Source organism: Faecalispora jeddahensis, from assembly GCF_000577335.1.
Classification (GTDB): domain Bacteria; phylum Bacillota; class Clostridia; order Oscillospirales; family Acutalibacteraceae; genus Faecalispora; species Faecalispora jeddahensis.
Window position 1 is genome coordinate 1 of the sequence record NZ_CBYL010000020.1, and the last position, 11838, is coordinate 11838.

Sequence of the window (11838 nt, forward strand, 5' to 3'; positions counted from 1 at the left end):
CGCAGCTTGCCCGCCGATGCAGACCGTGCTCCTCGTGTCGGGGCGGGCACTTGCTTTCGTAAAAGAGCGACGTTAGGCAAACAGCTTTCGAGGGCAGAGCCTTGCACATGCGAGACGAATCGAGTACGAAGCGAAAACCTTTCTCCCCGCTGTTCCGCGATGTACCCTCAAACTCAGTCTGCCCCAACCTGGAAAACAAGATACTCCCCCAGTTGAAATTCCCTCTATGGTGAAACCACAGAAAGACGATTATAAAATGAAAGCACCCAAAATCTTTCGCAAACACAGTAAAAGGACGGAGCAAATGCTCCGTCCTTTTACTGTGGAAAATAAATAAGGGAATGGGGAAATTCCTTGTAAGCTGAATTGATTTAGGCTGGCCTGCGCTTATTCGCGACTGCCTGTTCCTTTGGGATGCGCACCACATACTCAATAAATTCTTCTGTTTCGCGGTTCTGTTCTACCGCGTCGATCCCAGATTGACGCATGGTGTCTACCGCGTGCCGGATCGTATTGAGGAACAGCCGTACATCCTTAATCACAAACGTGCGTTTATTTTTTACGACCTGTGGCTGCGTGGCCCGTTCTATTTCTTCATTCACGAGTTCCTCTGTCTGACGAACATTCAGATTCTCATTGATTATTTTGTTTAATAGCCGAGTGCGAACTTCTTCGCTTTCGATTCTCAGCAGCGCACGCGCGTGGCGCTCGGTCAAACCCGCGTGAGAGATCATGGTGCGCTCAGTTTCTGAAAGACGGAGCAGCCGAAGCTTGTTCGCAATTGCGGATTGGCTCTTCCCCAGCCGGGAAGCTGCTTCCTCCTGCGTGACGCCCCACTCTTCGATCAACCGGCGGATTCCTTCGGCCTCTTCAAAGATTTGCAGATCCTGCCGTTGAAGATTCTCTAGGATTGCGTAAATCGCAGACTGCTGTTCATCACAGTCTACCAGAATGCACGGCGCGGTTTTCATCCCGGCCATAAAACAGGCGCGCAGCCGGCGTTCCCCGGCAATCAGCTCATACCCGCCCGCTACCCTGCGTACCGTCAGCGGCTGCAGCAGACCGTTGGCCCGGATGCTGTCGGAAAGCTCCTGCAGCTCTCGCGGCGCGAAGATGCGGCGCGGCTGTGACGGATTGGGCCGGATTTGATTGAGCGGGATATCATTCACCCGCTTCTTTTCCTGAAAGAATAACAAAGCGCCGCCCCCCTGCTTGTCTGTTTTTTTCAGAATAGCACAGGAGACGGCGAATGTTCTGTTGAATTATGACTTGTACAAATAATTTTTTGCTTAGATTTATGGCTGTTAAAGGGGAGATTTCGCAATTTTTGAGCCGTGGCGCGGATATTTGTCGGACATGGCCGCTGTTTTGCGACAGATGATCACATTCCGTTCGCTGCCGTCCGGTAGAGTAAAGGACTGCGTGCTTTCTGTGCGCGCACCCAAAATTGAAATCGCTTTCTTTGCAGCAACCGACTCTTCTGCCGCACCCGGACCCTTCATTGCCGCAAAGGCACCGCCGCGGCGCACAAACGGCAGACAGTATTCACACAGAATCGGCAGCGGCGCAACGGCGCGCGCACACGCTAAATCAAACTGTTCGCGCAGCTTCGGCTGACGGCCACCCTCTTCTGCTCTCGCATGGATCAGCTCAGCGGAAAGCCCCAGTGCATCACACACAGCCTGTAAGAAATTCAGTCGCTTCTGCAGGCTGTCGAGCAGGGTCAGACGGATATCCGTCCGGTACAATAATAAAGGGATTCCCGGAAAACCGGCGCCGGTTCCAACGTCGATCACTTTTGCATTCTCAGGAATCTCAACGGCCTTTAGGAGCAGCAGGCTGTCTAGAAAATGTTTTTCCACTACCTGCTGCGGTTCCGTGATGGCAGTCAGATTCATTTTTTCATTCCATTCCAGCAGCAGTTCCATATAGGTTTGAAAGGCCGCCGCCTGCTGTGCGCTAATAGAAAGGCCATACCGTGCAGAAAGCTCGATCAGCTGCTGTTCCATATTCATCACAGAGCAGCTTCCTCCTTCCCTTCCTGCCGGGCCAGCCAAATCAGAAGCACCGAAATATCTGCCGGACTCACCCCAGAAATACGGGAAGCCTGCCCGATACTCGCCGGGCGAATCTTCTGCAGTTTTTCCTGTGCTTCGAGCCGAAGGCCAGTGATCCCGGTATAGTCAAGGCCCTTCGGGAGCAGGCGCTGCTCCAGGCGGCGCATCTCTGCAATATCCGCTTTTTGGCGGCGAATATATCCTTCATACATGATTTCGATTTCTACATTTTCCAGCACGGCAGCCGGAAGCTGGGGTCGTCCAGAATCTACCGGGGCCAGTACCTCATAATTCAGTTCCGGGCGGCGCAGCAGGTCGATCAGGTGTACGCCGGTAGAAACCGGTGATGTTCCACGTGAAACAAGAATCTGATTCAGCTCCTCTGTGGGAGAAAGCACCGTCTGTTCGGCGCGTTTCCGCTCCTGCTCCTTTAGTGTCTGCTTTTCCTGAAAGCGCGCAAAGCGCTCATCGCTGATCAAACCGAGTTCATGTCCCAGCGGAGTCATACGCTCGTCCGCGTTGTCCTGCCGCAGTACCAGGCGATATTCCGAACGCGAGGTCATCATACGGTAAGGGTCGCTGACGCCCTTGGTGACAAGGTCATCTACCAACGTGCCGATATACGAGCCCGCACGGTCGAGAATGATCTGTTCTTTTTCCTGTGCACGCCGCGCGGCGTTGATTCCCGCCAAAAGCCCCTGTGCGGCAGCCTCTTCATAGCCGGAGCTGCCGTTGAACTGGCCTGCGCCATACAGGCCGGGTAAATCCTGAAATTCGAGTGTGGGATCAAGCTGCAAAGGGTCGACGCAATCATACTCAATGGCATAGGCGCAGCGCATGATTTCCACGTGCTCTAGGCCCGCAATCGTGCGGTAAAAAGCAAGCTGCACTTCCTCCGGCAAAGAGGATGACATCCCCTGCAAATACAGCTCTTCGGTATCCATGCCGCAGGGCTCAATGAACAGCTGGTGACGCTTCTTATCGGTAAAACGCATGATTTTATCTTCAAAACTGGGGCAGTAGCGCGGTCCCACGCCCTCGATCTTCCCCGCATACAGCGGCGAGCGGTGAATATTCTTCAGAATAATTTCTTTGGTGGCGTCGTTTGTCCAGGCAATATGACACACCGCCCGATTCTTTGGGAGTTCGGCGGTATCGTAAGAGAACGGCACAACCGGTTCGTCCCCCTCCTGCACCTCCAGGCCGGAAAGATCGATACTCGAGCGCAGCACGCGTGCGGGGGTTCCCGTTTTAAAGCGGCGCAGGCTCACCCCCAGCTTTCGCAGCGGCTCCGATAAAAACGATGCCGGGAACAGGCCGTCCGGCCCGCTCTCATAGGCAACATCGCCCACGTAGATTTTACCGCTGAGATAGGTTCCCGTGGCAAGCACAACGCATTTTGCGGTATAGCCCGCACCCATGCGCGTCACTGCCTGCCAGGAACCGTCTTCATTGAGGAACAAGTCCACAATCTCACCCTGCTTAAGCTGCAGGTTCGGCTGCAGCTCAAGCTTGTGTTTCATGATCTTCGAATATTCGCGCCGGTCGATCTGCGCACGCAGGGAATGCACCGCCGGACCCTTGCCCAGATTCAGCATTCGGCTTTGGATTGTGCAGGCGTCCGCCGTCCTGCCCATTTCACCGCCAAGCGCGTCGATCTCACGCACAAGATGGCCCTTTGCCGTTCCCCCAATGGAAGGATTGCAAGGACAGTTGCCTACCGCGTCGAGATTGATGGTAAAGACCACCGTACGGCAGCCCAGCCGCGCAGAGGCCAAGGCCGCTTCAATTCCGGCGTGGCCCGCGCCGATCACAATTACATCATATTGATCTGCCTGATACATCGTTATTTCGCACCTGATTCCTTTCCGCCCCACAGGCGGTTTCCTGAAAATTTCCACATCGTTTTTACGAGCCTGTTCTGCTCATGGCAGGTTCATTATCATAACATCTTTATTTACCGACACAGAAATGTGCAAACACCGTGTCAACAATCTCATTGGTCGCGCGCTCCCCTGTCAGCTCCAGCAGAGCAGAAACAGCGCTCTCTACAGAAACAGTCACCGCATCCAGCGTCATGCCCCCGATTAAAGCATCCATCGCTTCTTCCAGGCGTTCCTTGGCGCGGCGGGCAGTATCACGCTGGCGTTCGGTGAACAGGATCCCCTCGGAGGGATTCAAATCCGCCGTATGGAGAAGCTGTTCCACCGCCCGCTGCAGCTCAGCAAGACCGTCGCCGCTTCTTGCAGAAATATATACGTATTGTTGAAATTTATTTTGAATATACTCAATGTCAATTTTTTGTTCCAAATCACTTTTATTGATCACCGCAACCGCCGGCGTTCCAGATAAACGAGAGATCAGCTCCTGATCCTCCTCCGTCAGCGGTGAAGAGGAGTCAAACACCGCCAGCACCAGCTGCGCAGTACTTAGGCGATCTTTGGCGCGGTCAACCCCAATGCTCTCCACCGGGTCATCTGTTTCACGCAGGCCCGCCGTATCGGCCAGACGCAGAGGAACGCCGCCAAGCAGCACTGTTTCCTCCACAATATCGCGTGTGGTGCCGGCATACTCCGTCACGATGGAACGCTCACACCCCGCCAGCAGATTCATCAGAGTCGATTTGCCGACGTTGGGCCGGCCGACGATCACCGTATCGACCCCCTCCCGCAGCACTCTCCCGGCATCGAACTGGTCAAGCAGCCGGGTCAGGTCATCCTGTACGCTCTGCAGGGTAGCCTTGAGAGAGGACTCATCCAATTGGGGAATATCCTCCTCCGGGTAATCCGCCCACGCGGAAAGATGGGCTGCGACGGTGAGCAGCTGTTCCCGGCTTCCCTGAATCCGGCGATAAAGAGCGCCCTCCCGGCCCGCACGCGCGGTGCGAAGCGCCTGGCTGCCCTGTGCGCCGATCAGCTGCATCACCGATTCAGCCTGGGTCAGATCCATTTTTCCGTTCAGAAACGCGCGGCGGGTAAATTCACCCGGCCCGGCCGGGGAAGCGCCCGCAGCCAGAACGGAATCGAGCACACGGCGCAAAAGGTACAGCCCGCCGTGACACGAAAGCTCCACGACGTCTTCACCGGTGTAGCTGTGGGGCGCAACAAACACGGTGGCCACCGCTTCATCGATCCGCTCTTTCGACTGGCTGCCAAAGCGGCAAACCCATCCATATAAAGCGGTATAGCCGGGTATTTCTTCTATTTTCTGTCCCCTGGCCGAAACAAACACGCGGCCCGCGATCTGCCGCGCACCGGGGCCGGAAATCCGGATAACACCAATTCCGCCGGGAGCCTGCGCAGTCGAAATCGCCGCAATGGCGGAAGCTTTCTGTTCCATGATTCTCTCCTTTTGTACCACAAAAAGCGGCTCGTTTTACGAACCGCTTTTCTTTCGTTCTTATCCTTGCGAAAAAGTCAATTTTCCTTTTTCGTTTCAATCTTGCTGTACAGAGGGCTATTGCCCTTTTTCACCGGACGGCTGTCTGCAGACTGCGAATAAGAGTCTCTTTGATCATGCTGCGCAGGCCGTCTGTCTCTGGAATCGCGCGAAGGAGAACGTCCGCCAAAGTTCTTATTGCCGCCCTGCGGCCGTCCGCCGCGGTCTTTATGGAAGTCCCTGCCGCTGCGTGAAGAACGATCATTCGGCCGGCGGAATGCGGGGCGCTCGCCGCCTTCGGGGCCAATTACCACATGGCGCGCCAGGTCCTCTCCCTCACTCCAGGATTTGACACCCTCAACCTCCTGCACCGCCGTGTGAATGATGCGGCGCTCGTAAGGGTTCATGGGCTCAAGGGAGCAGTTGCGCTGAGTTTTGAGTGCTTTTGCAGCCATCTTCTTGCCGAGCGCTTCGAGCGTTTCTTTCCGCTTCTCGCGGTAATTTCCAATGTCGAGCGTGATTCTGTAATAAGAATCCTCCACATGATTTGCCACCAGGCCAGAAAGATACTGAAGAGAATCGAGCGTTTCTCCTCTGTGGCCGATGATAAAGCCGATGTCGTCGCCGGTGAGGGTCAAAAGGGCACCATTCTCCTGCTCGGCGATCGTAATCTCTACCGAGGGAATGCCCATCTGCCCCAGAACCTGTTTGAGGTAATCTGCGGCCGCCTCTGCGGGACCGGATTTGATGAATGCGCGTACTTTCGCGGGTGCGCCGCCAAAAAGGCCGAATTTCTTTTTCTCAGGGAGCTCCAAAATTTCAAATTCCGCTTCATGTGATTCTACTCCGAGCAGCTTGCAGGCCTCTTCAAACGCCTGCTCTACGGAATCTCCCGTTGCAATCGCTTCTTTAACCACCTTCGCACCTCCAAATATTGAATCAGAAAACCGCTATTTTTTCTTCCCAAGGTAGCTGTCTTGGCCACCTGTGGATTTTCCGCTCTTCTTTTTCTGGCCGGATTCTTTTTTCACCGCAGACTGCTCGTCCTTCTGATTCTCCTGAGGAACGAATTTTTCCGCGGGATACTGGCGAAGATGCGATGGCAGCGGCTCCAGTGCCGCTTCTTCCAGCTCCAGCAGCGCAACACGCTGTGCCTCCGCCTTTGCAGTCAGGGACGCCGGGCTGAAAAACGCATGAACCAAAAGCACCTGAATCAGGCTGGTGAGGGTAGAAATAATCCAGTAAAAACCTACCGCCGCGGGAACGGACATGGCAAATACGGCAGAAATCGCCGGCAGGCCATACAGCATCCACTTCATGCAGCCCTGCTGCTGCTGCTGCATTGCAGGCTGCAGACGAGTCGTAATTATCTGAGTAATGATAGAAGAAACAAGGCACAAAACGGGAATCAGCCACAGATTCGTCTGGAACATGGATACGAGCTTTCCAAAAAAGCTGGTAACCGAGGTGTCCGTGGGGGTACCCAAGAGGTTCAGCCCCAAGAAGTTAAAGCCGGAGCTGAGCGACTGTATTTTCGAAAGCTCGTCATCTGTGAACATCGTCAAATAAGGACGAAGTACAGAGAAATGACGAACAATTTCCATTTCATTGTAAAAACCGTTCTGGTAAGTAAACGAGCCGCTGATGCCGGGAACAGTCTGCAAAATCGAAACTGCCTGGGTTACGGCCTCTTTCCCAAGGTGCAATGCATTCGAAAGAGGATTGATCACGGTGTAGTACAAACCGATCATGATCGGGAAAGGGATCAGCATGGGCAGGCAGCCGCTGGCGGGGTTGTACCCCTCTTTTTCATACAGCTTCTGCATTTCGTCGTTCATCTTTACACGGTCGTTGCCGTATTTTTTCTGCAGCTCTTTTTGCTTTGCAGAAAGCTTCGAGTTGGCCGCCATCGATTTTTGCTGATTGATGGAGAACGGGAACATCACGATTTTAAGAACAATGGTAAATAAGATGATCGCTACGCCATAATTCTTAAAAAGCTGATAAAAAATCCACAGCAGATACCCCAGAAAGCTGCCGAAAAAATTGCCTATCCCAACCATATAAAAACCTCTCTGTATCAAATTTCAATCTGCACTCCCCGTGCGGGAGCGCCACGTGATGGAGCTATACGAAAGGCAAACAGCAAAATCGCACGAAGCACTATTGCAGTACGCCGTTATTTTCTTTTGCTGAAAAGTCTGCCGAGCAGACTTTCTCCCCGCTCCGGAACGGGATCGTATCCCCCGGGGTGAAACGGATTACAGCGAAGAATACGCCAAATGGCCAGCAGAGTTCCCCGAATCGCACCAAACCGTTCAATCGCCTGAATCGCGTAGGCGCTGCAGGTGGGAACAAAGCGACAGCTTGGCTGCCTTTTCATTGGGGAAATCCATTTCTGGTACCCCCGTATCATTGCAATAAAAATGCGCTTCATTTTAAAACACCGGACTGAGACAAATGCTTTCGCATATCACAGAGGATGTCCGTACTTTTGACAAACGGTGTTTTCGCCCGCGCCACAAAAATCAGATCATACCCACCCGAAAGCTCCGGCATCAGCTGCCGGGCTGCTTCGCGGATGATGCGGCGGGAACGGTTGCGTTTGACCGCGTTTCCCGTTTTTTTGCTGGTGGTAATGCCCACCCGAATACAGTGCGCGCGATTTTTCAGAACATAAGTGACCAGAATCGGCGACACAAAAGACTTGCCCTTCGCGTAAGCGCGGCGAAAGCTGCTGTTTTCACAAATCGGGACTATTTCGCTCATTGTGAAACCTCAACCTCCCCATATCCGGCCTTTCTGAAAAATAAAACAAAGAAAGGCCACACTGCGGTGGCCCTTTCAAAGCTTCAGTAAGACAAACGCGCTCTTCCCTTGGCCCTGCGGCGCGCCAAAACTTTGCGGCCGTTTCTATCGGACATTCTCTTTCTGAACCCATGCTCTTTTTTTCTGTGGAGCTTCTTAGGCTGATAAGTTCTCAGCATGAAAAACCCTCCTTTCGGGTACAAACCTTGCAATTTAGCATTATAGCCTAATCACAGGCAAACTGTCAATAAAAAAATACAAATCCGCCCGATTCCGCTTTTGCATCATCATACCATACAACAGCCCAAAAAGAAAGCGATTTTGCTATAAATTTTAATGGTATTTTTTTTCTAACCAATCCACTTCATCTATTATGGCTGCTGCCATCAAAGCATCAACAAAATTATAGGTCATCCTCGTAGCAGTATTGGGATCAGTTAATCAGGCAGATCTAAAGATCAATACAAGAAAATAGTAGAAAAAAAGAAAGAACATATTTCATTTAGCGGCTTTCCCCTTGATAGAAATCTTATCTTATCCATTCTGGATGAAATTTACTATGGTTTTAAAAAACAAAAATATCCACAGTACCCCAACATGTTGTGAAAAGTCAGAGTCAGCGCCAATATTTTCGCAAAGTTTTTCACAATCCTGTTGATAAGGTGTTTAAAATGATTTGAAAATTTTTGATCTTTATGCTATTATTATGTTAATTATCCGTGTATAACCGAGTTTGCATTTCGCACGTTGTGTTTGTCTGATCTGTTCAGGCGGCAGCTCGGTTTTTCTTTATTTTTTTATCTCACCGAAAGGTATGATTGTTTTTATGGAATCCTTTACCGAAGCCTGGGGCCTTGTCTGCGATTTCTGCAAAGCCCGCATCACAGAGGTGGCCTACACCACCTGGATCCACCGGATCCGCCCTGTCAGCCTGGATTTTAACAAGGGAATTGCCGTGCTGGAGGTTCCGAACGAATTTCACCTTCAAACTCTGACCCGGTGCTACACTTCTCTTCTTCAGGAAGCATTCAACGAAATCTTCGGCGAAGGCATTCAGATCCAGCTCTGCACCCCCGAACAGCTGGTGCAGAACAAAAAGCCGGACGCCGTACCGCTCTCGAAAGACGACTATGAATACACCTTCGATACCTTTATCGTAGGGCCGTCCAACAAATTCGCGCACGCGGCCTCGATGGCGGTGGCGACGAAGCCTGCGGTGTTGTACAACCCCCTGTTCATTTACGGAAACTCGGGCCTTGGCAAAACGCACCTTCTGTACGCCATCTGCAACGAAATTTCGAAGAATTACCCCCAGATGAACATTATCTATATTAAAGGGGACGAATTTACCAACGAGCTGATCGAAGCGATCCGCCGCGGTACCACCGTCGAGTTCCACCAACGCTACCGCAAAGCGGACATCCTCCTCGTGGATGATATTCAGTTCATCGCGGGCAAGGATTCAACGCAGGAGGAATTTTTCCATACCTTTAATACGCTGTATGAAGCGAAAAAACAGATCGTGCTGACGTCCGACCGGCCGCCGAAGGATATCGCAACGCTGGAGGAACGGCTGCTGACCCGTTTTGAGTGGGGCCTAACCGCCGATGTGCAGCCGCCGGATTTTGAAACGCGTATCGCGATCATTAAAAGAAAAGCAGAGCTGCTCGAAATTGATTTGCCCGACAACGTGGCCGAGTATATTGCGAACCGCCTGAAAAACAACATTCGTCAGCTTGAGGGCGCCGTCAAGAAGATGAAGGCGTACTATCTGCTGGCCGGCGAAGCGCTGAGCATCTCCACCGCGCAGGCGGCAATCAGCGATATCATCAACAATCACCAGCCCGCGCCGATGACGATCGAAAAAATCATCGAAGAGGTGGCCCGCACGTTCGGCACCTCCCCCGAGGACATTCGTTCACCGAAGCGTTCGGCCAACATCTCCTCCGCGCGGCAGATTGCCATGTATGTGGTGCGCGAGATCACCCAGCTGCCCATGACCTCTATCGGCGAGGCGTTCGGCGGCCGCGATCACTCCACTGTGGTCTACGCGATTCAGCAGGTCGAAAAGAATATCGGCCGCGATCCGAAAACGCGTGACACCGTTCAGGACATCATCAAAAACATCCGCGACCGATAACAGTGTGATTACTCACTGTATTATTACAAATAGTATAATCTAAAAAGTGGAGAACACCTCCACTTTTCCACAAATCAGGGGAAAACTCGATTTTTCTCTGTGAAATCTTTTAAACTTCTTTTCAACATTCCCCACAGAGTTTTCAACAGCCTGTTAAAACTCAAAAATTCTCTCAATACTCTCAACAAATACTCCACAATGGATTCTGGAAAACAAAATGGTCTTTACTCCTTGGTACTTCTGACTTCTCACAGCTTTTCCACTTTTCAGAATCCCCTACTACTACCGCTAAATCATATCTATCATTTCTACTCTAAATAACGTAAGGTGGTAAGAACGATGAAGATAATATGCGACCGCAAGGAATTGGTGGAAGCAGTGTTGAATATTCAGCGGGCTGTTTCCTCTAAATCCTCCATTCCAGCTCTGGAAGGAATCCTTTTGCAGACAAAAGGGTCCGATTTATTTCTGTGCGGTTATGATTTAGAGCTGGGCATGACGACAACCCTGCCGGCTCAGATTGAGCAGGCAGGCAGCGTAGTGCTTTCCGCCCGTCTGTTCGGCGACATTGTGCGTCGCTTACCGGGCGACGATGTTTCGCTTTCAGTCGATGAAAAGAACGTCGCCTCCATTATCAGCGGAGCCAGCGAATTCTCCATTGCGGGCATTCCGGCGGAAGAATACCCTGAGCTGCCCTCTGTTTCGAGTGAAACCTCGATCGAGGTGCCGAATGGAATTCTGAAAAGCATGATCCGCCAGACTTTGTTCGCTGTTTCTGAAAGCGATATGAAGCCGGTACATACCGGAACCCTGTTCGAGTTGAGTGAAAATCAAATCCGCCTGATTTCTGTAGACGGCTACCGTCTTGCGGTTCGCGAGGAGCCGATTGCGTGCGATCAGGACACCAGCTTCGTTGTTCCGGGAAAAACTCTTTCCGAGGTATTAAAGCTTCTTCCTGAAAATGAGGAAAATCTGGCGTTGTCGATCGGCCGCAGGCATATCCTGTTTCAGATTGGCAGCTATACGCTGATTTCCCGCCTGCTCGAGGGTGAATTCCTCGATTATCGGGCGGCGATCCCGGCTTCCCACACAACAGAGATCCTGGTGAAAACCAGAACCTTTATCGACAGCGTAGAGCGCGTCTCGCTCCTGATTACAGACCGCCTGAAAAGCCCGCTGCGCTGCGTGTTCGACGAAAGCCGGATCCAGCTCTCCTGCTCTACGGCGATCGGCCGCGCCAGTGATGAACTGGAAGCGCAGAGCACCGGCGGAACACTCGAAATGGGCTTTAACAACCGGTATCTTCTGGATGCGCTGCGCAATACCGAATGCGACGAGGTGAAAATTCAGCTCAGCGGAGCGCTCAGCCCCATGAAGGTCGTCCCGAAGGACGGCAACAGCTTTTTGTTCCTGGTTTTGCCGGTTCGATTGAAGAGCGGCGTTTGAGTGCTTAGG

The 11838-nt window shown here is 52.2% G+C and carries 11 protein-coding genes; 2 read left to right on the forward strand and 9 right to left on the reverse strand.

The features are described from left to right. Positions 1-371: 371 nt before the first annotated feature. The 9 genes from TY09_RS09035 to rpmH form a co-directional block, all read right to left on the reverse strand. Positions 372-1196: a ParB/RepB/Spo0J family partition protein gene (locus TY09_RS09035; RefSeq protein ID WP_042433374.1), complete on the reverse strand. Its 825-nt coding sequence runs from the start codon at positions 1194-1196 to the stop codon at positions 372-374. Between the two features lie 108 nt (positions 1197-1304). After that, the gene (gene rsmG / locus TY09_RS09040) at positions 1305-2018 is read right to left on the reverse strand and encodes a 16S rRNA (guanine(527)-N(7))-methyltransferase RsmG (protein WP_009064954.1); all 714 of its coding nucleotides are present in this window, start codon (positions 2016-2018) and stop codon (positions 1305-1307) included. Next, positions 2015-3901, reverse strand: a complete 1887-nt coding sequence (gene mnmG, locus TY09_RS09045) for a tRNA uridine-5-carboxymethylaminomethyl(34) synthesis enzyme MnmG (RefSeq protein ID WP_042433377.1) — start codon at positions 3899-3901, stop codon at positions 2015-2017. The genes rsmG and mnmG overlap by 4 nt, the downstream gene beginning before the upstream one ends. Before the next feature lie 109 nt (positions 3902-4010). Next, positions 4011-5396, reverse strand: a complete 1386-nt coding sequence (gene mnmE, locus TY09_RS09050) for a tRNA uridine-5-carboxymethylaminomethyl(34) synthesis GTPase MnmE (RefSeq protein WP_042433380.1) — start codon at positions 5394-5396, stop codon at positions 4011-4013. A 77-nt stretch (positions 5397-5473) separates the two neighbouring features. Beyond that, on the reverse strand, positions 5474-6352 hold the full coding sequence (gene jag, locus TY09_RS09055) for an RNA-binding cell elongation regulator Jag/EloR (protein ID WP_042433383.1): 879 nt from the start codon (positions 6350-6352) through the stop codon (positions 5474-5476). Between the two features lie 33 nt (positions 6353-6385). After that, positions 6386-7498 carry a YidC/Oxa1 family membrane protein insertase gene (locus tag TY09_RS09060; protein ID WP_042433387.1) on the reverse strand — a complete coding sequence of 371 codons (1113 nt, stop codon included), beginning with the start codon at positions 7496-7498 and terminating at the stop codon, positions 6386-6388. A gap of 116 nt (positions 7499-7614) precedes the next feature. After that, the gene (yidD, locus tag TY09_RS09065; RefSeq protein ID WP_042433390.1) at positions 7615-7872 is read right to left on the reverse strand and encodes a membrane protein insertion efficiency factor YidD; all 258 of its coding nucleotides are present in this window, start codon (positions 7870-7872) and stop codon (positions 7615-7617) included. Then, entirely contained in the window at positions 7869-8204 is a 336-nt protein-coding gene (rnpA, locus tag TY09_RS09070) for a ribonuclease P protein component (RefSeq protein ID WP_009064964.1), read from the reverse strand. The genes yidD and rnpA overlap by 4 nt, the downstream gene beginning before the upstream one ends. 83 nt (positions 8205-8287) lie before the next feature. Continuing rightward, on the reverse strand, positions 8288-8422 hold the full coding sequence (gene rpmH / locus TY09_RS09075) for a 50S ribosomal protein L34 (RefSeq protein WP_009064849.1): 135 nt from the start codon (positions 8420-8422) through the stop codon (positions 8288-8290). Between the two features lie 647 nt (positions 8423-9069). Here rpmH and dnaA point away from each other — a divergent pair. Then, the gene (gene dnaA, locus TY09_RS09080) at positions 9070-10383 is read left to right on the forward strand and encodes a chromosomal replication initiator protein DnaA (RefSeq protein WP_407650470.1); all 1314 of its coding nucleotides are present in this window, start codon (positions 9070-9072) and stop codon (positions 10381-10383) included. 339 nt (positions 10384-10722) lie between these two features. Then, positions 10723-11829 (forward strand): DNA polymerase III subunit beta, encoded by a 1107-nt coding sequence (gene dnaN / locus TY09_RS09085; RefSeq protein WP_042433394.1) that lies wholly within the window; start codon positions 10723-10725, stop codon positions 11827-11829. Positions 11830-11838: the final 9 nt, after the last annotated feature.

Excerpts from the sequence above, each read along its gene's own strand:
- mnmG (WP_042433377.1), bottom strand. The coding sequence starts at position 3,901 with ATGTATCAGGCAGATCAATATGATGTAATTGTGATCGGCGCGGGCCAC.
- mnmE (WP_042433380.1), bottom strand. The coding sequence starts at position 5,396 with ATGGAACAGAAAGCTTCCGCCATTGCGGCGATTTCGACTGCGCAGGCT.
- TY09_RS09060 (WP_042433387.1), bottom strand. The coding sequence starts at position 7,498 with ATGGTTGGGATAGGCAATTTTTTCGGCAGCTTTCTGGGGTATCTGCTG.
- yidD (WP_042433390.1), bottom strand. The coding sequence starts at position 7,872 with ATGAAGCGCATTTTTATTGCAATGATACGGGGGTACCAGAAATGGATT.
- rnpA (WP_009064964.1), bottom strand. The coding sequence starts at position 8,204 with ATGAGCGAAATAGTCCCGATTTGTGAAAACAGCAGCTTTCGCCGCGCT.
- rpmH (WP_009064849.1), bottom strand. The coding sequence starts at position 8,422 with ATGCTGAGAACTTATCAGCCTAAGAAGCTCCACAGAAAAAAAGAGCAT.
- dnaA (WP_407650470.1), top strand. The coding sequence starts at position 9,070 with ATGGAATCCTTTACCGAAGCCTGGGGCCTTGTCTGCGATTTCTGCAAA.
- dnaN (WP_042433394.1), top strand. The coding sequence starts at position 10,723 with ATGAAGATAATATGCGACCGCAAGGAATTGGTGGAAGCAGTGTTGAAT.